General features: G+C 72.6%; 17 protein-coding genes and 2 pseudogenes. All 19 read left to right on the top strand.

All coding sequences use genetic code 11. The features are described 5' to 3' along the window. Positions 1 to 696: alpha/beta hydrolase (locus PSEJ31_RS0111295; RefSeq protein WP_028915513.1), on the top strand; the 696-nt coding region annotated here is incomplete at its 5' end. A gap of 143 nt (positions 697 to 839) precedes the next feature. Further along, a complete protein-coding gene (locus tag PSEJ31_RS0111290) occupies positions 840 to 1,316 on the top strand; it encodes a hypothetical protein (protein ID WP_028915512.1) in 477 nt (158 codons plus the stop codon). A 114-nt stretch (positions 1,317 to 1,430) separates the two neighbouring features. Next, a complete protein-coding gene (locus PSEJ31_RS0111285) occupies positions 1,431 to 2,432 on the top strand; it encodes a kelch motif-containing protein (RefSeq protein WP_084220855.1) in 1,002 nt (333 codons plus the stop codon). A gap of 453 nt (positions 2,433 to 2,885) precedes the next feature. After that, positions 2,886 to 3,152: a hypothetical protein gene (locus PSEJ31_RS0111275; protein ID WP_019398540.1), complete on the top strand. Its 267-nt coding sequence runs from the start codon at positions 2,886 to 2,888 to the stop codon at positions 3,150 to 3,152. A 78-nt stretch (positions 3,153 to 3,230) separates the two neighbouring features. Further along, positions 3,231 to 4,475 carry a putative DNA modification/repair radical SAM protein gene (locus PSEJ31_RS0111270; protein WP_028915510.1) on the top strand — a complete coding sequence of 415 codons (1,245 nt, stop codon included), beginning with the start codon at positions 3,231 to 3,233 and terminating at the stop codon, positions 4,473 to 4,475. After that, positions 4,472 to 5,281 (top strand): annotated as a pseudogene (locus PSEJ31_RS0111265) (TIGR03915 family putative DNA repair protein); the annotation flags it as partial. The gene PSEJ31_RS0111270 and the pseudogene PSEJ31_RS0111265, both read left to right, overlap by 4 nt. A 177-nt stretch (positions 5,282 to 5,458) precedes the next feature. After that, a complete protein-coding gene (locus PSEJ31_RS0111260; protein ID WP_037035051.1) occupies positions 5,459 to 5,608 on the top strand; it encodes a periplasmic nitrate reductase, NapE protein in 150 nt (49 codons plus the stop codon). 2 nt (positions 5,609 to 5,610) lie between these two features. Next, positions 5,611 to 6,111 carry a ferredoxin-type protein NapF gene (gene napF, locus PSEJ31_RS0111255; protein ID WP_028915507.1) on the top strand — a complete coding sequence of 167 codons (501 nt, stop codon included), beginning with the start codon at positions 5,611 to 5,613 and terminating at the stop codon, positions 6,109 to 6,111. Continuing rightward, on the top strand, positions 6,108 to 6,407 hold the full coding sequence (locus PSEJ31_RS0111250) for a chaperone NapD (protein ID WP_028915506.1): 300 nt from the start codon (positions 6,108 to 6,110) through the stop codon (positions 6,405 to 6,407). The genes napF and PSEJ31_RS0111250 overlap by 4 nt, the downstream gene beginning before the upstream one ends. Next, positions 6,404 to 8,899 carry a periplasmic nitrate reductase subunit alpha gene (gene napA, locus PSEJ31_RS0111245; RefSeq protein WP_019398534.1) on the top strand — a complete coding sequence of 832 codons (2,496 nt, stop codon included), beginning with the start codon at positions 6,404 to 6,406 and terminating at the stop codon, positions 8,897 to 8,899. The genes PSEJ31_RS0111250 and napA overlap by 4 nt, the downstream gene beginning before the upstream one ends. 10 nt (positions 8,900 to 8,909) lie before the next feature. After that, positions 8,910 to 9,494 (top strand): nitrate reductase cytochrome c-type subunit, encoded by a 585-nt coding sequence (locus PSEJ31_RS0111240; protein WP_028915505.1) that lies wholly within the window; start codon positions 8,910 to 8,912, stop codon positions 9,492 to 9,494. Further along, a complete protein-coding gene (locus PSEJ31_RS0111235; protein ID WP_019398532.1) occupies positions 9,495 to 10,094 on the top strand; it encodes a NapC/NirT family cytochrome c in 600 nt (199 codons plus the stop codon). Positions 10,095 to 10,443: 349 nt separating this feature from the next. Beyond that, the gene (gene glgA / locus PSEJ31_RS0111230; protein WP_051403724.1) at positions 10,444 to 11,925 is read left to right on the top strand and encodes a glycogen synthase GlgA; all 1,482 of its coding nucleotides are present in this window, start codon (positions 10,444 to 10,446) and stop codon (positions 11,923 to 11,925) included. Continuing rightward, the gene (glgB, locus tag PSEJ31_RS0111225) at positions 11,922 to 14,135 is read left to right on the top strand and encodes a 1,4-alpha-glucan branching protein GlgB (protein WP_028915503.1); all 2,214 of its coding nucleotides are present in this window, start codon (positions 11,922 to 11,924) and stop codon (positions 14,133 to 14,135) included. The genes glgA and glgB overlap by 4 nt, the downstream gene beginning before the upstream one ends. Continuing rightward, positions 14,132 to 15,871 carry a malto-oligosyltrehalose trehalohydrolase gene (treZ, locus tag PSEJ31_RS16020; RefSeq protein WP_084220854.1) on the top strand — a complete coding sequence of 580 codons (1,740 nt, stop codon included), beginning with the start codon at positions 14,132 to 14,134 and terminating at the stop codon, positions 15,869 to 15,871. The genes glgB and treZ overlap by 4 nt, the downstream gene beginning before the upstream one ends. Then, positions 15,868 to 17,790: a 4-alpha-glucanotransferase gene (locus tag PSEJ31_RS0111215; protein ID WP_028915502.1), complete on the top strand. Its 1,923-nt coding sequence runs from the start codon at positions 15,868 to 15,870 to the stop codon at positions 17,788 to 17,790. Before treZ ends, PSEJ31_RS0111215 begins: the two co-directional genes overlap by 4 nt. Then, positions 17,787 to 20,361: pseudogene (gene treY, locus PSEJ31_RS16015) on the top strand (malto-oligosyltrehalose synthase). Before PSEJ31_RS0111215 ends, treY begins: the two are co-directional and overlap by 4 nt. An 11-nt stretch (positions 20,362 to 20,372) precedes the next feature. After that, entirely contained in the window at positions 20,373 to 20,573 is a 201-nt protein-coding gene (locus PSEJ31_RS0111205) for a DUF2934 domain-containing protein (RefSeq protein WP_028915501.1), read from the top strand. Then, positions 20,560 to 22,713 carry a glycogen debranching protein GlgX gene (gene glgX / locus PSEJ31_RS0111200; RefSeq protein WP_028915500.1) on the top strand — a complete coding sequence of 718 codons (2,154 nt, stop codon included), beginning with the start codon at positions 20,560 to 20,562 and terminating at the stop codon, positions 22,711 to 22,713. The genes PSEJ31_RS0111205 and glgX overlap by 14 nt, the downstream gene beginning before the upstream one ends. Positions 22,714 to 22,797: the final 84 nt, after the last annotated feature.

Here is a 22,797-nt window from a genome sequence, read left to right as displayed (position 1 = left end):
GCCGACCACGGCTTCCGCGTCGTCGCCCATGACCGCCGCGGCCACGGCCGTTCCAGCCAGCCGTGGGACGGCAACGACATGGACCACTACGCCGACGACCTGGCCGCGGTGATCGAGGCCCTGGACCTGCGCGACGCCACCCTGGTCGGCTTCTCCACCGGCGGCGGCGAGGTGGCGCGCTACATCGGCCGCCACGGCACCTCGCGGGTCAAGGCCGCGGTGCTGGTCTCGTCGGTGCCGCCGCTGATGCTCAAGACCGAGGACAACCCGGGCGGCCTGCCGATCGAGGTATTCGACGGCCTGCGCAAGGGCTCGATCGAGAACCGCTCGCAGCTGTACCTGGACATCGCTTCCGGCCCGTTCTTCGGCTTCAACCGTCCGGGTGCCAAGCCCAACCAGGGCCTGATCCAGTCGTTCTGGGCGCAGGGCATGCAGGGCGGGCACAAGAACACCTACGACTCGATCGCTGCGTTCTCGGCCACCGACTTCCGCGAAGACCTGAAGAAGTTCGACGTGCCGACCCTGGTGATCCACGGCGACGACGACCAGATCGTGCCGATCGACGCCTCCGGCCGCGCCTCGGCCGCGCTGGTGAAGGGCGCGCAGCTGATCGTCTACCCCGGCGGCCCGCACGGCATCACCGACACCCACAAGGACCGGCTCAACCAGGACCTGCTGGACTTCCTGCGGCGCTGAAGCGGCGGCCGCGACGGACCGGCGCGACGGGCGGCCCGTGGCCGCCCGTCGTCGCATGCGCAAGGCCGAGCCATCCGCGGTTTAACCTGGCGCTGCTACGGTGTGCGGGAAGCCGCCTGCACGCGGCGACTGGAACCGACGCCATGCGCACCTTCCTGCTTCCTGCCTGCCTGGTCCTGCTGGCCGCCGCGATGCCGGCCCTCGCCCAGGAACCGGACGCCGCCGGCGGGGAGGGGGCCGGCCTGGACCTGGGCCTGCCGCAGTCCGCGCGCGCCGGCTACCGCAACGACCCGCCCGGCACCTGGTACGGCGACACCTCCGGGGTGGCGACCACCCGCCAGCGCAGGCAGGTCACCTACCGCTACCGCTGCCCGACCGCGCCGGACGGCAAGGAAACCGACATCACCGGCAGCGTCGAGGCCGGCGTGGGGTATTCGCGGCATGGCGGCAACAGCAACTGGCAGGGCGCGACGGTCAACTACTGCAAGGAGCAGGCGACCGACGACGGCGGTTCGCGCATCATCAACGTGCAGCTGCACGTGGACAGCTCCGACGGTCCCGGTTTCTACGGACCGCATGGCCCCGGCTGGGGCCCGTATCCGCCCCTGCGCCACCGCTGAATACGGCCCCGCGCATCCATGCGCGGCAGCACGGACACGCGCGCACGCAGGTGCGCGATTGACGGCCGCCCGCGCAACGGCCACCTTGGCCGGGCCTCGATCCCGGGACCCGCCATGGCCAAGCCTGCTTCCCGCCCTCTGCGCCTGCCAGCGCTCGCCGTCCTGATCCTGTCCGCCTTCACCTTCGGCGCCGGGGCACGGCAACCGCCGGCGTGGGAGCCGGTGCCGCCCGGCGAGGGCGCGCTGCATGCGCGCCACGAGAACGCCTTCGTCGCCCTGGGCGAGCGGCTGTACCTGCTGGGCGGGCGCGGGCAGCGGCCGCTGGACATCTACGATCCGGCCAGCGGGCGCTGGAGCCAGGGCGCGCCGCCGCCGCTGGAGATCCACCACTTCCAGGCGCTGGCGCACGAGGGCCGGCTGTACGTGCTGGGCGCGTTCACCGGCGACTTCCCGGAGGAGCAGCCGCTCACCCACGTGCTGGTCTACGACCCCCGCGCCGACCGCTGGAGCCAGGGTGCGGAGATCCCCCCGCACCGGCGCCGCGGCGCGGCCGGGGTGGTCTCGCACGGGGGCAGGATCTACCTGGTCGGCGGCAATACCCGCGGCCACATGAGCGGCTACGTGCCGTGGCTGGATGCCTTCGATCCGGCCAGCGGGCACTGGGAGGAGCTGCCTGACGCGCCGCATGCACGCGACCACTTCCACGCCGCGGTGCTGGACGGAAGACTCTACGCCGCCGGCGGCCGCCGCACCTCGCACGATACCGGCGACACCTTGTCGATGACCATTGCCGCGGTGGACGTGTACGACTTCGCCCGCGGGCGCTGGAGCACGCTGGAGGCGCCGCTGCCCACCCCGCGCGCCGGCGCCGGGGCGGTGGCGGCAGGCGGCGCGCTGCTGGTGCTGGGCGGGGAAAGCGCGCGCCAGGTGCCGGCGCACGCCGAGGTCGAGGCCTACGACCCGGGCAGCGGGCGCTGGCGCAGCCTGGCGCCGCTGCCGCGCGGACGCCATGGCACCCAGGCCACCCTGCTGGGCGGCGCGGTGCACGTGGCGGCCGGCAGCGCCGACCGCGGCGGCGGCCCGGAACTGGACGACCACCTGCGCCTGTCGCCCTGAGCGCGGGGCGGCCACGGTGCAGTGCAGCGTGGCCGGCGCAGGACGGGCAGGTATAAGGGAACCCGGCCGGGGCGACACAGCCGGCCACGCGACCGCCGTGGGGGAGGGTCGCGCGCAGCATCCCGTCGTTACCAGCCCGCGGCCCGGCCCGGGCCCGTCCAGCACTGAGGGAGCTTCCATGTCGTTGACACCTGTGTTCGTGTTCCTCGCCATCGGCCTGGCCGCCGTCGTCGGTCTTGCGACCTTCGCCCTGCGGCGCGAGCGCAGCCGCTGAGTCCGCGCGCCCGCGGGCGCGTTCCCCGGTTTCCTCCGTCCCGGCCCGCATGCGGCGCGCGTGGCCGTGTGCGCAAGGCGCGCCTGCAACGGCGCGTGCGCCCGGTTCACCCGCCGTGGACGGGGCTTGCCCAAGCATGTCGCCACGCCGGGCGCGGTGTCCGGTCCGAGGAGCGAACCATGCTGTCGACCTTTACCAACGACGCCGCCGCCACCGGCATGAACGCGCTGATGATCGCGGCGGCGATCTTCGCCCTGATCCTGACCGTGCTGTGGATCCTGGTGCCGTTCGCGGTGTTCGGGATCAAGTCGCTGCTGCGCCAGCTGATCGCCGAGCAGCGCCGTACCAACGACCTGCTGACCACGCCACCGGTCGCCCCGGCGGCGACCACGGTGCGCACCGACGTGCCGGGCGAGCCGGTCTACGTGCGCCGCGCCGTGCCCTGAAGGCACGCGGCTTGAACGGTTCACCCAGCGCCGGGCGGCGTCTCACCGGCTGAGACGCAGGCCGGCCACCGTGCCGGCATGGAGCTGACCGACAAGCTCGCGATCCTTGCCGACGCGGCCAAGTACGACGCTTCCTGCGCCTCTTCCGGCGCGGGCCGGCGCGACTCGCGCGGCGGCAAGGGCGTGGGCAGCACCGAGGGCATGGGCATCTGCCACTCCTACACGCCCGACGGGCGCTGCGTGTCGCTGCTGAAGATCCTGCTGACCAACTTCTGCATCTACGACTGCGCCTACTGCGTCAACCGCGCCAGCAGCAACGTGCGCCGCGCGCGCTTCACCGCCGCCGAGGTGGTGAAGCTGACGCTGGACTTCTACAAGCGCAACTACATCGAGGGGCTGTTCCTCTCCAGCGGCATCATCCGCAACGGTGACTACACCATGGAGCAGATGGTGGAAGTGGCGCGCAGCCTACGTGAGGACCACCACTTCGCCGGCTACATCCACCTCAAGACCATCCCCGAGGCCTCGCCGGAACTGCTGGAGAAGGCCGGGCGTTACGCCGACCGGCTGAGCATCAATGTCGAGCTGCCCACCGCCGAAGGCCTGGCGAGACTGGCGCCGGAAAAGCGCGCCGACGGCATCCGCGATGCCATGGGCGAGCTGCGCTGGCGCATCGACGAGAACACCGAGGCGCGCCGCGCCGCGAAGGCCACGCCACGGCGGCGGCCGCCGCGGTTCGCCCCGGCCGGGCAAAGCACGCAGATGATCGTGGGCGCGGATGGCGCCGACGACGCGGTGATCCTGCGCACCAGCAACGCGCTGTACGGCGACTTCCGCATGAGGCGGGTGTACTACTCGGCCTTCAGCCCGATCCCGGATGCTTCGGCGGCTTTGCCGCCGCGCGCGCCGCCGTTGCAGCGCGAGCACCGCCTGTACCAGGCCGACTGGCTGCTGCGCTTCTACGGCTTCGGGGTGGAGGAAATCGTGCCCGAGGGCGCCGGCATGCTCGACCTGGACATCGATCCCAAGCTGGCCTGGGCCCTGCGCCACCCCGAGCGCTTCCCGGTGGACCTCAACAGCGCCCCGCGCGAGCTGCTGCTGCGCGTGCCCGGGCTGGGCGCGCGCAACGTGGACCGCATCGTCGGCGCGCGCCGCCACGGCCGCCTGCGGCTGGACGACCTGGCCCGGTTGCGCGCCCCGCTGAAGAAGCTGCTGCCGTTCGTGAGCGTGCTGGACCATCATCCACGTGCACGCCTGGACGATCCGGCCCGCCTGCGTGCACAGCTGGCGCCGCAGCCGCGCCAAGGCGAGCTGTTCGCATGAGCGGCTACCGCGCGCAGCTGGATCCGCCGTGGGACCTGGGTGCCTGGCGCGATGCGGCGCGCCGGGCGTTTGCCGCCGGCCTGGCACCGGAGCAGGTGGACTGGAGCGGCGATGCCCAGGGCGGCCTGCTGCCGTGGCCTGAACTGGCGCGGGCGCCGCTGGCTGCCGGAGTGCCGGCACTGGCGGTGGCGCCGGCATTCCTGGAGCTGGCCGCGCGCGTGCTGTGCCATCGCGATCCGGGGCGGCATGCGCTGCTGTACCGGATGCTGTGGCGCATCGGCCATGGCGAGCGGCGGCTGCTGGAACGCAGCACCGATGCCGACGTGGCCAGCGCCCGCGCGCTGGAGCAGGCGGTGCGCCGCGACAGCCACAAGATGAAGGCCTTCGTGCGCTTCCGCGCGGTGCCGGGCGAGGAGGAGGCCTACATCGCCTGGTTCGAGCCGGAACACTGGATCCTGGACCGGGTCGCGCCGTTCTTCGCACGCCGCTTCGCCGGCATGCGCTGGACCATCGTCACCCCGTACCGCAGCGTGCGCTGGGACGACGGGCAGTTGTGGGCCGGCCCGGGTGGGCTGCGCGCCGACGTGCCGGCCGACGACGCCCAGGACGGCCTGTGGCGCACCTACTACGCCAGCATCTTCAATCCGGCGCGGCTCAATACCCGGATGATGCGCCAGGAGATGCCGCAGAAGTACTGGCACCTGCTGCCGGAAACGCGCCTGCTGCCGGCGCTGGTGCGCGAGGCCGGCGCGCGCGTGCGGCAGATGGCCGAGCGCGAACCGCAGCCGCCGCGCAGGCGCATGCCGCGCCGCAGCTAGGAACGCGTGCCGCGCGTGCGCCCGGTCACGCTTGCGTGGCCCGGTGCCACGCATCCCGCGGTGCGTCACGCCCGGTCCGGTTTTCCGTGCTAGCCTCCGCCGCGTACTGCACTGGACCCACCTGGAAAGGCAGGCTGGCACGTGGAGCAGGCACCGGGCCCGAAGATGGAGGTGACCCGCAGGCAGGAGCGCATCGCGTTCCTGCTGGTGACTGCGGTGGTGTTCCCGCTGCTGGCGGTGCTGGTCGTGGCCGGCTACGGCTTCATGGTCTGGATGTGGCAGTTGCTGTTCGCCGGCCCGCCGACGGGGCCGTGACGATGCCAGGCGGCGCGCTCTCCCGGCGAGCACTGCTCTTCGGCAGCGAGGATGCCTGCGGTCCGCGCCCGCCCTGGTCGATCCCCGGACAGGCCTTCGCCGCGCGCTGCACCGGTTGCGAGGCGTGCATCCGCGCCTGCCCGGAACGCGTGCTGCGGCGCGCACCCGATGGTCTGCCGCGGTTCGATCCGGCCGCGGGCCGCGGCGAGTGCAGCTTCTGCGGCGCCTGCGCCCAGGCCTGCCCCACCGGCGCGCTGCTGCACACGCAGGCGCGTCCCTGGAACCTGCGCGCGATGGTGGCCGATGCCTGCCTGTCCGGCGCCGGCATCGTCTGCGCCAGCTGCCGCGAGGTCTGTCCCGAACAGGCGATCCGGGTACCGCCCGGCGGCCGCGGCATGGCCATGGTCGAGGCCGCGCGCTGCACCGGCTGCGGCGCCTGCACCGGCGTATGCCCGGCCGGCGCGATCGCGCTGGCCGCGGCTGAAGAGGAGGCCTGCGCATGAACCCGCAGGACGAGGTCAACATCGCTTCGTTCGTGCTCCAGCACCGCGCCGATGCCTTGCCGGCACTGCGCGCGGCGGTGGCCGCCGAGCCCGCGCTGGAACTGGCCATCGCCGGCGACACCCGCAGCGTGGTGCTGTGCGAGACCGCCGACCGCTACCGGGTGATGGACCTGGTCGAACGCCTGCGCGAGGTGCCAGGCGTGCTGAACGTGCTGCTGGTCTACCACCACGCCGAGCCGTCCGCCGCCCTGGACGAGCCCGTTCCCCCGCCCCATGCCAGTGGAGCTTCCGCATGAGCACCACGCGCCGCGACTTCATCCGTACCAGCGCCATCGCCACCGCCGCGGCCGCCGCCGGCCTGCCGCTGCCCGGCGGCGGCACCAACGTTGTCACCGAGGGCGACCAGGTCCAGCTCAAGTGGTCCAAGGCGCCGTGCCGCTACTGCGGCACCGGCTGCGGGGTCAACGTCGCCGTGCGCGATGGCCGCGTGGTCGCCACCCATGGCGACGTGCATGCCGAGGTCAACCGCGGCATCAACTGCGTCAAGGGCTACTTCCTGTCCAAGGTGCTGTACGGCGCCGACCGCCTCACCACGCCGCTGCTGCGCAAGAAGAACGGCGCCTACGCCAAGGACGGGGACTTCACCCCGGTGTCCTGGGACGAGGCCTTCGACGTGATGGCCGAGCAGTTCAAGCGCGTGCTCAGGGCCAAGGGCGGCGAGGGCATCGGCATGTTCGGCTCCGGCCAGTGGACGATATGGGAGGGCTACGCGGCGACCAAGCTGATGCGCGCCGGCTTCCGCAGCAACCACCTGGACCCGAACGCGCGCCACTGCATGGCCTCGGCCGCCTACGGCTTCATGCGCACCTTCGGCATGGATGAGCCGATGGGCTGCTACGACGACATCGAGGCGGCCGACGCGTTCGTGCTGTGGGGCTCGAACATGGCCGAGATGCACCCGATCCTGTGGACCCGGGTCACCGACCGCCGCCTGTCCCACCCGCACGTGAAGGTGGCGGTGCTGTCCACCTTCGAGCACCGCAGCTTCGAGCTGGCCGACATCCCGGTGGTGTTCAAGCCGCAGACCGACCTGGTGATCCTCAACTACATCGCCAACCACATCATCCGCACCGGGCGGGTGGACCGGCAGTTCGTGGAGAAGCACGCCACCTTCAAGCGCGGCGCGACCGACATCGGCTACGGCCTGCGCCCGGAGCATCCGCTGGAGGTGGCCGCCAGCGGCGCGGCCGACCCCGGCGCCGGCGAGCCGTGCAGCTTCGACGACTTCGCCCGCCTGGTCGCGCCCTATACCCTGCAGCACGCGGTGGAGATGACCGGGGTCGAGGCCGGCTGGCTGGAGCAGCTGGCCGAGCTCTACGCCGACCCGAAGGTCAAGGTGATGTCGTTCTGGACCATGGGTTTCAACCAGCACACCCGCGGGGTGTGGGCCAACAACATGGTCTACAACATCCACCTGCTGACCGGGAAGATCTCCACCCCGGGCAACAGCCCGTTCTCGCTGACCGGCCAGCCCTCGGCCTGCGGCACCGCGCGCGAGGTGGGCACCTTCAGCCACCGCCTGCCGGCTGACATGCTGGTGGCCAACCCGGAGCACCGGCAGCACGCCGAGGAGATCTGGAAGCTTCCGCGCGGCCTGCTGAATCCGAAGCCCGGCTACCACGCGGTGGAGCAGAACCGCGCGCTGAAGGACGGCCTGCTCAATGCCTACTGGGTGCAGGTCAACAACAACATGCAGGCCGGGGCCAACCTGCTGCAGGAAACCTGGCCCGGCTACCGCAACCCGGAGAACTTCATCGTCGTCTCCGACGCCTATCCCACGGTCACCGCGCAGGCCGCCGACCTGATCCTGCCGGCGGCGATGTGGGTGGAGAAGGAGGGCGCCTACGGCAATGCCGAGCGCCGCACCCAGTTCTGGCACCAGCTGGTGCAGGCCCCAGGCGAGGCGCGTTCGGACCTGTGGCAGCTGATGGAGTTCTCCAGGCGCTTCACCACCGACGAGTGCTGGCCGAAGGAGATCCTCGACGCCAATCCGGCCTACCGCGGCAAGACCCTGTTCGAGGTGCTGTTCGCCAACGGCAAGGTCGACGCGTTCCCGCTGTCGGACATCGAACAGGGCTACGCCAACCAGGAGTCCCGGCACTTCGGCTTCTACGTGCAGAAGGGCCTGTTCGAGGAGTACGCCGAGTTCGGACGCGGGCACGGCCACGACCTGGCGCCGTTCGACGCGTACCACCAGGCGCGCGGCCTGCGCTGGCCGGTGGTGGACGGCAAGGAAACCCGCTGGCGCTACCGCGAAGGCAGCGATCCCTACGTCAAGCCCGGGGCCGGCTTCCAGTTCTACGGCAACAAGGACGGCAAGGCGGTGATCTGGGCGCTGCCCTACGAGCCGCCGGCCGAGGCGCCCGACGCCGAGTACGACCTGTGGCTGGTCACCGGCCGGGTGCTGGAGCACTGGCATTCCGGCTCGATGACCATGCGCATCCCCGAGCTGTACCGGGCGTTCCCGGCGGCGGTGTGCTTCATGAACCCCGACGACGCCCGCGCGCGCGGGCTCAAGCGCGGCGACGAGGTGCGGGTGGCCTCGCGCCGCGGCGAGATGCGCACCCGGGTGGAGACCCGCGGCCGCAACCGCATGCCCCGCGGGGTGGTGTTCGTGCCCTGGTTCGACGCCGGCCAGCTGATCAACAAGGTCACCCTGGACGCCACCGATCCCATCTCCAAGCAGACCGACTACAAGAAGTGCGCGGTGAAGGTCCTGCCCGCCTAGGAGACGCGCCATGCGCAACCGCAACCTGCTGGTCGCCATCCCCCTGGCCCTGCTGCTGGGGGTGGTCCTGTTCTTCCTGGGCGTGCTGATCGGCAGGGGCCTGGCCCGCCGCGGCCACGCGCCGGAGCCTCCGCCGCCGGCGGCCGCGGCGCCGGTGGACGTGCGCGCGGTGTTCGTGCCTGGCGCCGGCCAGATCGACGCGGTGCGCCGCGGCGTGCCGGTGGACCAGGAAGGCCATCCGCCGCCGATGGCGCGGGTGGAGAACGCCGACCTGAAGCGCGTGCGCGCCTACCCCATGCAGCCGCCAACCATCCCGCACGCGATCGACGGCTACCAGGTGGACCGCAACAGCAACCGCTGCATGCTGTGCCACGCCCGCGCCAACGCCGCCACCTTCCAGGCCCCGCCGGTCAGCGTCACCCACTACATGGACCGCGACGACCAGTTCCTGGCCTCGATCTCGCCGCGGCGCTACTTCTGCCTGCAATGCCACGTGGTGCAGACCGATGCCCCGGTGCTGGTGGCCAACCAGTTCCGCGACGTCGACAGCCTGCTGGCGGCCCCGGAAGCCGCGCCCGCGGCGGAGGTGCGCTGAATGTTCCGCCGCCTCCGCCGCCAGCTGGGCCTGCTGTGGATGACCCTGCGCTCGCCCAGCCGCTATTACAGCCTCGGCTTCCTGACCGTGGCCGGGTTCGTCGCCGGGGTGCTGTTCTGGGGCGGGTTCAACACCGCGCTGGAGGCGACCAACACGGAGAAGTTCTGCACCAGCTGCCACGAGATGCGCGACAACGTGTTCGAGGAGCTGAAGGCCACGATCCACTACAGCAACCGCTCCGGCGTGCGCGCCACCTGCCCGGACTGCCACGTGCCGCACAACTGGACCGACAAGATCGCGCGCAAGATGCAGGCCTCCAAGGAGGTCTGGGGCAAGGTCTTCGGAACCATCAATACCCGCCAGAAGTTCCTCGACGAGCGCCTGGTGCTGGCCGGCCACGAATGGTCCCGGCTCAAGGCCAACGACTCGCTGGAATGCCGCAACTGCCATGACTTCGATTCCATGGACCTGACCCGGCAAAGCGCGCGCGCCGCCGAGGTTCACCGGTTGTGGCTGGGCACCGGGCAGAAGACCTGCATTGACTGCCACAAGGGCATCGCCCACCGCCTGCCGGACATGGCCGGCGTGCCCCAGGGCTGAACGCTTTTGCCCGATCTTGGTGCATGGCCGGGTGCGTGCGCCGGCGCCTCGATGAACCGGTTACGCCGCGGATGAGCAAGTTCGCAAAATGCACCTGCACGGTGCGCGGAATTCACAGCGCATTTATTGCGGTGCGGGGTAGATTGCAGCCGTAGCTCGCGCATATCCCCCACGATCTGCGTTGACTTCCTTCCCGAACCCACGCTGCCCCCGTCCCGGAGGCGGCGCGGGCACCGTCAACCCGATAAAACGAGCCTCCGCGATACCTGCCGTCCCCGTTTCCGCCGGTGTTGCCCTCAGGGAACCGAAGCCGCTCCGGCTTCCGCCACGGGATGCGAGGGGCCGCTTCATGCGGCGGCAGGCGGCCGCGGTGATGCCGCAACCGGGCCACCACAGCATCCCGGTGCTGTTCGTGGTCTCGGAGATGGCCGACTACATCAAGGCCGGCGGCCTGGGCGACGTGGCCGCGGCGTTGCCGCGCGCGCTGCGCCCGGCCTGCGACGCGCGCGTGCTGATCCCTGGTTACCCGGAGGTGCTGCAGCGGATCCGCTGCATGAACATCGTCGGCCAGGTCGCCGCGCACGCCGGGCTGCCGGAATGCCGGATCGGCCTCACCCATCAGCCCGACGGCCTGCCGGTCTACGTGCTGCTGTGCCCGGAGCTGTTCGAGCGCAGCGGCTCGCCCTACGTGGACGGCGCCGGCGCGGAGTGGGAAGACAACGCGGTGCGCTTCGCCACCTTCGCCCACGCCGCCGCGCGCATCGGCGCCGGCGAGTGCGGCCTGCAGTGGAAGCCGGCCCTGCTGCACCTCAACGACTGGCCCTCGGCCCTGGCCGCCGCCTACGTGCGCTGGACCGGCGGCGACACCCCCAGCGTGCTGACCATCCACAACCTGGCCTACCAGGGCGTGTTCCCGCGCAGCGTGGCGAAGGCCATCGGCGTGCCGCCGGCGCACCTGGCGGACATGGAATTCCACGGCCGGCTGTCGTTCCTGGGGGCCGGCATCGTCAACGCCACCCGGATCAACACGGTCAGCGTCAGCTACGCGGCGCAGATCGTGCGGCCGGAGGAAGGCTGCGGCATGCACGAGCTGCTGGCGCGGCGTGCGGCGCAGGGGCACCTCAGCGGGATCGTCAACGGCATCGACGACAGCTGGGACCCGGTCCGCGACCGCTCGCTGCCGGCGCGCTTCTCCGCCGCCAACTGCCGCGACCGCCACCTCAACGCGCGCCACGTGCGCGCCGCGTTCGGCCTGCCGGACAACGGCGGCCCGCTGTTCGCGGTGGTTTCGCGCCTGGTCCACCAGAAGGGCCTGGACATCACCTGCGAGGTCGCGCCGCAGATCGTGGCCGCCGGCGGCCAGATCGTGATCATCGGCGGCGGCGAGCCGCAGGTGGAGGCCCAGGTGGCCGCCCTGGTGCGCCGCTTCCCCGGCGCGGTCGGCGCCTTCATCGGCTTCGAGGAGGGGCTGGCGCGGCGCATGTTCGCCGGCGCCGACTTCCTGTTGATGCCCTCGCGCTTCGAGCCCTGCGGACTGAGCCAGATGTACGCGCAGCGCTTCGGCTGCCTGCCGATCGCGCATGCCACCGGCGGCCTGATCGACACCGTCGACGACGGCGTCACCGGTTTCCTGTTCGAGGGCGCCAGCGCCGACGGCCTGCGCCGCTGCCTGCAGCGCGCCATCCGCACCTTCCGCAGCCCGCTGCTGATGGGCGCCATGCGCCGCGCGGCGATGCTGCGGCCCGGCGGCTGGACCCCGGCCGCCCAGCAGTACCACGCGCTTTACCGCCAGGCGGCGGGGATCGCCGCGACCCGGGGGCTGACCGCATGAGCGAAGGCGTGGCAGCGATGCCGCAGGACTGCGAGACGGCCGTCCACGGCGGCCACGAGGATCCGGAGCGCGACGCCGCGCTGGCCGCGCTGGCGGCCGGCGCCCCGGTCGATGCCTTCGCCTGGCTGGGCGCGCACGCGCTGCCCGACGGTGGCTGCTGCCTGCGGGTGCTGTTCCCCGGCGCGCGCGCGGTCAGCTGCAGCACCGGCGCCGGAGAGTGGGCCGCACTGCAGCCGCCCCCCGCGTTCGGCGTGTTCGAAGGCCGGGTCGGGCGCGGCGGCGTGCACCTGCTGCGGGTGGACTGGGGCGACCACGTCGAGGAACTGGAGGATGCCTACGGCTACGGCCCGCTGCTGGACGAGGCCTTGCTCGGGCGGTTGTCCGCCGGCGACGGCGAGGCCTGCCGCGAGGCGCTTGGCGCCCGTCCCATGCGCCTGGGTGGGGTGGACGGCGTTCGCTTCGCGGTATGGGCGCCCAATGCCCGCCGGCTGGCGGTGGTGGGCGACTTCAACGGCTGGGACGGGTGCCGCCATCCGATGCGGCTGCGCCACGCCGCCGGGGTGTGGGAAATCTTCATCCCGCGGGTCGCCGCCGGCGCCCTTTACAAGTACGAGATCACCGGCCCGGACGGTGCACGCCTGCCGCACAAGGCCGATCCCTGCGCGCGCCAGTGCGAGCTGCCGCCGTCCACCGCCTCGCGGGTGGCCGATGCGCACCCGTTCACCTGGCACGACCAGGCCTGGATGGCCGCGCGCGGCGGCTGGGAGCGCAAGCCGCTGTCGATCTACGAGGTGCACGCCGGTTCCTGGCGGCGCGACGCCCAGGGCCTGTCCCTGGACTGGGACGCGCTGGGCGACCAGCTGGTCCCGCACGTGCAGGCGCTGGGCTTCACCCACATCGAGCTGCTGCCGGTCAGTGAGCACCCGTTCGGTGGTTCCTGGGGCTACCAGCCGCTGGGCATCTACGCGCCCACCGCGCGGCACGGCGATCCGGCCGCCTTCGCGCGCTTCGTCGACCGCTGCCATGGCGCCGGCATCGGCGTGATCGTGGACTGGGTCAGCGCCCATTTCCCGACCGACGTGCACGGCCTGCAGCGCTTCGACGGCACCGCGCTGTACGAGCACGAGGATCCGCGCGAGGGCTTCCACCGCGACTGGCACACCCTGATCTACAACTACGGCCGCAACGAGGTCTCCGCGTTCCTGGTGGGCTCGGCGCTGGAGTGGATCGAGCGCTTCCACATCGATGGGCTGCGCGTGGACGCGGTGGCCTCGATGCTCTACCGCGACTACAGCCGGCCCGAGGGCGAGTGGGTGCCCAACGAGCACGGCGGCCGCGAGAACCTGCAGGCGATCGCGTTCCTGCGGCGGATGAACGCCGAGATCCGCCGGCGCTTCCCGGACGTGATGCTGATGGCCGAGGAGTCGACCGCCTGGCCGGGAGTGACCGCCCCGGCCGAGCACGGCGGGCTGGGCTTCACCCACAAGTGGAACATGGGCTGGATGCACGACACCCTGCAGCACATGGGCCGCGACCCGGTCCACCGCGGCTGGCACCACAGCGAGATGACCTTCGGCCTGGTCTATGCGTTCGCCGAGCGCTTCGTGCTGCCGCTGTCGCACGACGAGGTGGTGCACGGCAAGGGTTCCCTGTTGCGGCGCATGCCCGGCGACGAATGGCAGCGCTTCGCCAACCTGCGCGCCTACCTGGCGCTGATGTGGGCGCACCCGGGCGCGAAGCTGCTGTTCATGGGCGGCGAATTCGGCCAGCTGGCCGAATGGAACCACGATGCCCAGCTGGACTGGGAGGAGGCCAGGCGCCCGCCCAACGACGGCCTGGCGCGTCTGGTCGGCGACCTCAACCGCATGTTGCGCGCGCAGCCGGCGCTGCACGCGGCCGAGCAGGACGAACGCAGCTTCGACTGGAGCGTGGCCGACGACTCGCGCAACAACGTGGTCGCCTTCCTGCGCCACGACCCGGAAGGCGGCGCACCCTCGCTGCTGGCGGTGACCAACCTGACCCCGACGGTGCACCACGGCTACGCGGTCGGCGTGCCCAGCGCCGGCGCCTGGCGCGAGCTGCTCAATACCGACAGCGCCCACTACGGCGGCCTGCTGCAGACCGTGCCGCGGCCGATGCATGGACATGCCCAGTCGCTGCTGCTGACGCTGCCGCCGCTGGCCACGCTCTACCTCCAGGCCGAGGCATGAACGCGGTGGCGGCACTCGAACCCCCGGGCGCCTGGCCGGTCGGGGAGCACTGGCGCTTCCGCCTGTGGGCGCCGGACGCGCGCCGGGTGGAACTGGTGCTGGGGGACCAGGTGCTGCCGATGCCGGCCGCCGGCGACGGCTGGTTCGAGGCGGAGGCCGCCGCGCCCAAGGGCACCGGCTACCGTTACCGGATCGATGCCGGCTACGACGTGCCGGATCCGGCCTCGCGCTGGCAGCCCGATGGCGTGCATGGTGCCAGCGCCCTGTATCGCGGCGACTACGCATGGCGCCACGACGGATGGCGCGGCCGTCCCTGGCACGAGGCCGTGGTCTACGAACTGCACGCCGGCGCCTGCGGCGGCTATGCCGGGGTGCGCGCGCTGCTGCCGCGGCTGGCGGCACTGGGCATCACCGCGATCGAGCTGATGCCGCTGGCGCAGTTCCCGGGCCGCCGCAACTGGGGCTACGACGGCGTGCTGCCGTTCGCGCCGGCGCAGGCCTACGGCACCCCGGACGAGCTGAAGGCGCTGGTGGACGAGGCCCATGGCCTGGGCCTGATGGTGCTGCTGGACGTGGTCTACAACCACTTCGGCCCGGACGGGAACTACCTGGGCGGCTATGCCTCGCCGTTCTTCCGCGCCGGCTCGCACACGCCCTGGGGCGAGGCGATCGACTTCGACCAGCCTGCCGTGCAGCGCTACTTCATCGCCAACGGCCTGATGTGGCTGGACGAGTACCGCTTCGACGGGCTGCGCCTGGACGCGGTGCACGCGATCGAGCCCACCGCCTTCCTGCACCAGCTGCGGCAGGCGGTGCATGCCGCGCTGCCGGCCGAGCGTCACGTGCACCTGGTGCTGGAGAACGAGCACAACCAGGCCAGCCTGCTGCGCGAAGGCTTCACCGCGCAGTGGAACGACGACTTCCACAACGCCCTGCACGTGCTGCTGACCGGCGAGGACGAGGGCTACTACGGCGATTACGCGCCGCAGGCCACCGCCCACCTGGCGCGGGTGCTGGGCGAGGGCTTCGCGTGGCAGGGCCAGACCACCCCGCGGGGGCGCGTCCGTGGCGAGCCGAGTGCGGATGTGCCGCCGGTACGCTTCGTCGCCTTCGCCCAGAACCACGACCAGATCGGCAACCGCGCCTGCGGCGAGCGGCTGTCGGTGCTGGTGCCGGAGCCACGGCTCAGGGTGGCGGTGGCGCTGACCGCGCTGGTGCCGATGGTCCCGCTGTTCTTCATGGGCGAGCCCTGGGCCGCACGCGAGCCGTTCCTGTTCTTCACCGATTTCGAGGCGCCGCTGGACCAGGCCGTGCGCGAGGGCCGGCGCCGCGAGTTCGCGCACTTCGCCGCCTTCGCCAGTGCCCAGGCGCGCAGCCGCATTCCCGATCCCAATGCCGTCTCCACCTTCGAGGCCTCGCGCGCGCCCTGGCCGGCGCCGGACGATGCCGCGGCCCAGGCCTGGCTGGCCTGGTTCGGCGGGCTGCTGGACCTGCGCGCGCGCGAACTGGTGCCGCACCTGGAGCAGGCGCGGCCGCTGGGCGGCCGCGTCATTGGCGAAGCCGCGGTGGCCGCGGGCTGGCAGCTGGGCGGACGGCAATGGTGGCTGGAGCTCAACCTGGGCCGGCAGGGCCTGCCCAGCGCGTTGCCGCCGGGGCAGGACCTGTTGTGCACCGGACCGATGGAGGAGGGCCAGCTGCCGCCGGACCGGCTGCGCGTGCGCAGGGTCGGCCCATGAGCACGGCCGATGTCTCCCTGCACGCGCTGGCCGCGGCCGCCGGGCTGTGCCGCGAGTGGACCGACGTGGCCGGACGCCCCCAGGTGGTGGCCGACGCCACCCTGCGCGCGGTGCTCGACGCTCTGGACCTGCCCGCGGCCACGCCGGCGCAGCGCCGCGAGAGCCTGCGCCGGATCGAGGCCGTGCAGGCACGGCCGCCATTGCTGACGGCGCGTGCCGGCGCGCGCATCGCGGCCGGCGGCGACGCCGGCCCGCGGCAGTGGGTGGCCGACGACGGCCGCCACGAGGATGCGCGGATCGACGCGCGCGGCTGCGTGCGGGTGCCGCTCGCTCCCGGCTACTGGACCCTGCACGGCGGCGCCCCCTGCAGGGTCGCGGTGGCGCCGGACCGCTGCTTCGGCGTGGAGGACGCGGTTGCGGACGCGCGCGCCTGGGGCGTGGCGCTGCAGGTGTACTCGGCGCGCGCCCCGGGCGACGGCGGCATCGGCGATACCGCCGCCTGTGCGGACTGGCTGCGCAGGGTCGCCGCGGCGGGCGGCGATGCGCTGGCGCTGAGCCCGGTGCACGCCGCGCTGGAGGGCGCCGGCTACTACAGTCCCTACGCACCCAGCGACCGGCGCTGCCTGGACCCGCTGCATGCATCGCCGGCGCAGGTCTTCGGCGACGTGGCGGCGCAGGTGCTGGACGGCGATCCGCAGCTGCGCGGACGGCTGCATGCCCTGGAGGCTGCGGATTCCATCGACTGGAGCGCCGCGCGGCCGGCGAAGTGGGCCTGGCTGCGGCAGCTGCATGGGCGCGGCCTGGTCCTGCGTGCGGACCTGCAGGCGGACTTTGCCGCTTTCGCTGCTGCGCCACCGGCGGAGGTGGCGGCCTATGTCGCCTTCGCCGCGGGCAATGACGCGGAGGTGGCGCAGCTGCACCTGTTCGGCCAGTGGCTGGCGCGCCGGGCCTGGGCTCGCTGCCAGGACCAGGCGCGCGCGGCGGGACTGGGCATCGGACTGGTCGCCGACCTGGCGGTGGGCTTCGATCCTTCCGGCGCCGAGGCCGCGGCCTCGCCGGCGGCGGTGCTGCGCGGGCTGGAGCTGGGCGCGCCACCGGATGCGTTCAATGCCGACGGCCAGGCCTGGGGCATCAGCGGTTATGCGCCGACCGGGTTGCGCCAGTCGGGCTTCGCGCCGTTCATCGAACTGTTGCGCGCGGTGATGCGCGACCGTGGCGGCGTGCGCATCGACCATATCCTCGGCCTGCAACGGCTGTGGGTGGTGCCGCGTGGGGCCAGTGCCCGCGATGGCGTGTATCTTTCCTGCGAACTGGACGCGCTGCTGGACCTGCTGGCGCTGGAATCCTGGCGCCACCGCTGCGTGGTGGTCGGCGAGGACCTGGGCGTGGTGCCGCCCGGGATCCGCGCGAAGCTGGCGCGGCGCGGGGTTCTGGGCATCGACGTGCTGCCGTTCACCCGCGACCGCCGTGGCGCGTTCATGCCGCCCCGGCGCTGGCGCCGCCATGCGGTCGCCACCACCACCACCCACGACCTGCCCAGCAGCGCCGGCTGGGCCGAGGGCCGCGACATCGCCTGGCGCCTGGGCCTGCACGACGCGCCGCCCGGAGCGTTGCAGGCCACTCCGCAATGGAGGGAACGGCAGGCCGACGCCGCGCGCCTGCGCCGGGCCTTCCGTGGCGAAGGCATCGACAGCGGAGACCTGCGCATGGATGCATTGCGCTTTACCGCCCGCTCCCCGGCCGTGCTGGCCCTGCTGCCGGCCGAAGACGCACTGGGCCTGCGCGAGCAGCCCAACCTGCCCGGCACCACCGACAGCCATCCCAACTGGCGCCGGCGCCTGCCCGATCCGCTGCCGGAAGCCGTGCTCGATGCCTCCCTGCAGGCGTTCGCGCAGGCGCGCCGGGAGGTGGCGCCATGAGCCCGGCCCGCCTCCGGCCGCGGGCCACCGTGCGCCTGCAGCTGCATGCCGGCTTCACCCTGGACGATGCCGCGGCGCAGGTCGACTACTTCGCCCGCCTCGGCGCAAGCCACCTGTACTTGGCACCCATCGGCACCGCCGTGCCCGGCTCCAACCATGGCTACGACAACACCGATCCCACCCGGGTCAACCCGGATCTGGGCGGCGAGCCGGCATTGCAGCGCCTGGCGCAGGCCGCGCGCGAGCATGGCATGGGCCTGCTGCTGGACATCGTGCCCAACCACATGGCCACCCACGCCTCCAATGCGTGGTGGATGGACCTGCTGCAGCACGGGCGCCGCAGCCGCCATGCCGAGTGGTTCGACGTGGACTGGGAGGCGCCCGGCGCGGGCGGCCGCCTGCTGCTGCCGGTGCTGGACCGGCCGCTGCATGCGGCGCTGGCCGAAGGCCTGCTGCGGCTGGAACGGCAGGGCGATGGCTGGCAGGTGCGGCACCACGACCAGGCCTGGCCGCTGGCCCCGGGCACGGTGCCGGCGCCGGCCGGTGCGCGGGCGCGGGCCTGGCTGGAGCGCACCAACTCCGGCGCCCGCCGCGGCGAGGGCACCCTGGCCGCCATCCTCGAGCGCCAGGCCTACCGGCTGCTGTGGTGGCGCGCCGGCAACGACCGCATCAACTACCGCCGCTTCTTCGACATCAGCTCGCTGGCGGCGCTGCGCGTGGAGCGCCGCGAGGTGTTCGACGCCGTGCACGCACTGCCGTTGCGGCTGCTGGCGCAAGGCGTGATCGACGGCGTGCGCGTGGACCACGTCGACGGCCTGGCCGATCCCACCGGCTACGTGCAGGCACTGCGCGCGGCGCTGGACCGTGCCGGCGCGCGCCGCGGCCTGGCGCCGGGCGAGGCGCTGCTGTACGTGGAGAAGATCCTCGCGCCCGGCGAACAGCTGCCGGCCGCCTGGCCCTGCCAGGGCACGACCGGTTACGACTTCATGGACCAGGCCGGCGCGGTGCTGCACGCCGCCGCCGGGCTGGAGACGCTGCGCGGACGCTGGGAACAGGCCGGCGGCGAGGGCGATTTCGCCGCGATCGAGCGGCAGGCGCGCCTGCTGGTCCTGCGTGGCCCGCTGCAGGCCGAGTTCAACCGCTGCCTGCTGCGGCTGCTGGCGGTGGCGGCGCAGCTGCCGGCGCTGGCCGACTTCAGCGCGCAGATGTGGGCGCGCGCTGCAAGCGCTGTGCCTGCGCTTCCCGGTGTACCGCACCTACGCCGGCCGCGACGGCCTGGATGCGCAGGGCCTGGCCTGGCTGGACGCCGCCGCCACGGCCGCGGCCGGCGACCTCGGCCCGGCGGAGCAGCAGGCCCTGGCCACGCTCGCCGGCTGGCTGCGCGGCGATGGCGACGCCCGCGGCGTGCCCGCGCTACTGCTGCAGCGCCTGCGTGCCAGCTTCGAGCAGCTGACCGCCCCGCTCAATGCCAAGGCGGTGGAGGACACGGCCTTCTACCGCCACGGCGTGCTGCTGTCGCGCAACGAGGTCGGCAGCCATCCGCTGCATGCCCCGCCTGGCATCGACGGCTTCCACCACGCCTGCCGCGAACGCGGCCGGCGCCATCCGCTGGCGCTGCTGGCCACGGCCACCCACGACCACAAGCGCGGCGAGGACACCCGCGCGCGCCTGGCCGCGCTCTCGCACCGCGCGCCGTGGTGGTGCGGCCAGCTGGAGCGGTTCGAGGAGGCCGTGCCTGCGCGGCTGCGCGAGGCGGTGCCGGCGACCTTCCGGCTGATGCTGTGGCAGACCCTGGTCGCGGCCTGGCCGCTGCAGCTGCCAGGCCGCCGGGCGCGCACGGACTACGCCGGACGGGTGGTCGCCTGGGCCACCAAGGCCCTGCGCGAGGGCAAGCAGTACAGCAGCTGGACCGAGCCGGACGCGGGCGTGGAAGGCGCGGTCGATGCCCTGGTGCGCCACGCGCTGGAGGACAACGCCTTGCACCAGGCCCTGGCCGCCGCGGCCGCGGCGCTGGGCGTGCCTGGTGCGCGCCTGGGCCTGGCCCAGCTGCTGCTGCGGCTGGCCACGCCCGGGGTGCCGGATACCTACCAGGGCAGCGAGGGCTGGGACCTGAGCCTGGTCGATCCGGACAACCGTCGCCCCGTGGACTACGCCGCCAGGCGCGCCTGGCTGGATGACCCGCGCGACTGGCCCGCACTGCTGCGGCAATGGCAGGACGGTGCGCTCAAGGCACGCCTACTGGCCACCATGCTGGAACTGCGTGCCGCGCACCCGCGCCTGTTCCAGGGCCGCTACACGCCGCAGCCGGCGGGCACCGACGTGGTGGCCTTCCTGCGCGGCAGCGGCCACCAGCGGCTGTGGGCCGGCGCGCTGGTGGGCGATGCCGCTGCCGTGCAGGGCGAGGGCCTGCTGCTGCCCGAAGCGCACTGGGAAGCCCGCAGCCTGCGCCTGCCTGTCGGGCACTGGCGCGAGGTGCTGGGCGGCGCGCGGCTTGGACTGGATTCGCCAGGCAACGTGCCGCTGTCGACGCTGTTTGCACGTTCGCCCGTGGCAGTGTGGACCACTGCATGAGGAATGACGCCATGGACCCGGCCGAACGCCAGCGCCGCACGCGCGAGCTCGCGCGCCAGATCTGGGAGACCGAGGGCCGCCCCGACGGCCAGGAGCTGCGCCACTGGGGCATGGCCGAGCGCCTGGTGGAGGCCGAGATCGCCGCACGCGCGCTGGAGCAGCCGGCCAACGAAGGAACCGCGGGAGAGGAGGACGACCGTGCCGACGCGTAAATGGAGCCGCCAGTCGCGGCTGGAGGAGGGCACGCCGTATCCGCTGGGCGCGACCTGGGACGGGCTGGGCGTCAACTTCGCCCTGTACTCGCGCCACGCCACCAAGGTGGAACTGTGCCTGTTCGACGAGCGCGGGCGCGAGCAGGAGCGCATCGTCCTGCCCGAGTACACCGACGAGATCTGGCACGGTTACCTGCCCGACGCACGCCCCGGGCAACGCTATGGCTACCGCGTGCACGGCCCGTACGAACCCGACGCCGGCCACCGTTTCAATCCCCACAAGCTGCTGCTGGATCCGTACGCCAAGCAGGTCGCCGGCGAGCTGAAGTGGGCGCCGCACCTGTTCTGCTACACCCTGGGCCACCGCGACTTGGACCTGAGCTTCGACCGCCGCGACAGTGCCCCGTACATGCCCAAGTGCGTGGTGATCGATCCGGCGTTCACCTGGGGGCGCGAGCGCGCCCCGGCCACGCCCTGGGACCGCACCGTGGTCTACGAGGCCCACGTGCGCGGCCTGACCATGCGCAATGGCGCGATCCCGGAAGGGCTGCGCGGCACCTTCGCCGGCCTGCGCCACGACGCGGTGATCTCGCACCTGAAGTACCTGGGCGTGACCGCGATCGAGCTGCTGCCGGTGCACGCCTTCGTCGACGACCAGTACCTGCTGGACAAGGGCCTGCGCAACTACTGGGGCTACAACTCCATCGGCTTCTTCGCCCCGCACCCGCGCTACCTGTCCGGCACCAGCGTCACCGAGTTCAAGCAGATGGTGGCGCGCATGCACGACGCCGGGCTGGAGGTGATCCTGGACGTGGTCTACAACCACACCGCCGAGGGCAACGAGCTGGGCCCGACGCTGTCGTTCAAGGGCATCGACAACACCGGCTACTACCGCCTGGCCGACGACCGCCGCTACTACATCAACGACACCGGCACCGGCAACACCTTCGACCTGACCAACGCCGGTGCCCTGCGCATGGTGATGGACTCGCTGCGCTACTGGGTGCGCGAGATGCGGGTGGACGGCTTCCGCTTCGACCTGGCCACCATCCTCGGCCGCGAGCGCACCGGGTTCGATGCCTCCTGCAGCTTCCTCGACGCGGTGCGCCAGGACCCGATGCTGGCCCACGTGAAGCTGATCGCCGAGCCCTGGGACATCGGCCCGGGCGGCTACCAGCTGGGCAACTTCGCCCCGGGCTGGGCGGAGTGGAACGACAAGTTCCGCGACAACGTGCGCGCGCTGTGGCGCGGCGACCCGGGCCAGCTGGCGGAGTTCGCCACGCGCTTCACCGGCTCGGCCGACCTGTTCGACCACCACGGCCGCAAGCCGCATTCCTCGGTGAACTTCGTCACCGCGCACGACGGCTTCACCCTGCGCGACCTGGTCAGCTACAACGACAAGCACAACCTGGCCAACGGCGAGGACGGCCGCGACGGCAGCGACAACAACATTTCCTGGAACCACGGCGCCGAGGGCGAGACCGACGACCCGGAGATCAACGCCCTGCGCGCGCGGCAGATGCGCAACCTGCTGGCCACCCTGCTGCTGTCGCAGGGCACGCCGATGCTGCTGTCCGGCGACGAGTTCGGCCACAGCCAGCAGGGCAACAACAACGCCTACTGCCAGGACAACGAACTGGCCTGGCTGGACTGGGAAGCGGCCGCGGCGCCGGGGCCGCAGCGCCAGGCCGCGTTCGTGCGCCGGCTGCTGCGCCTGCGCAGGCACTATCCGCAGCTGCGCCGCCGCCGCTTCTTCATGGGCGAGTATGACCGCGCCCATGGCCTGCACGACATCGCCTGGTTCCGCCCCGACGGCAGCGCGATGGAAGAGGGCGACTGGCACGACGGCGAGCGCAGGGTGCTGATGGCCTGCCTGGACGGGCAGGCGCCGACCAGCGGCCTGCACCAGCCCGAGCGCGAGGACAGCCTGGTGTTCCTGTTCAATGCCGGCGACGCGCCCCAGGAATTCCGCGTGCCGCAACACCTGCAGGCGCCGCGCCTGCTGCTGTCCACGGCCGAGGAGCCGCCGCAGCCGGAGGACGGGGCCTGGCACCTGCCACCGCGTTGCATCGTGCTGCTGGCCACGCGCCCGGCGCCGGCGGCCACGACAGGCGAGGGCAGCGCGGCGACCGCCGGCTAGCCCGGCCGCTGCACCCTTCGCCCTGGTACGGGTAGCGGCCGGCTGCCGCGTGCCGCGGGGCAAGGCTAGACTTCGGTCGAAGGC

The sequence above is a fragment of the Pseudoxanthomonas sp. J31 genome, from assembly GCF_000510725.1.
Lineage (GTDB): Bacteria > Pseudomonadota > Gammaproteobacteria > Xanthomonadales > Xanthomonadaceae > Pseudoxanthomonas.
The sequence above is the reverse complement of the archived record's forward strand: the minus strand, read 5'-3'. Positions and strand labels throughout refer to the sequence as shown.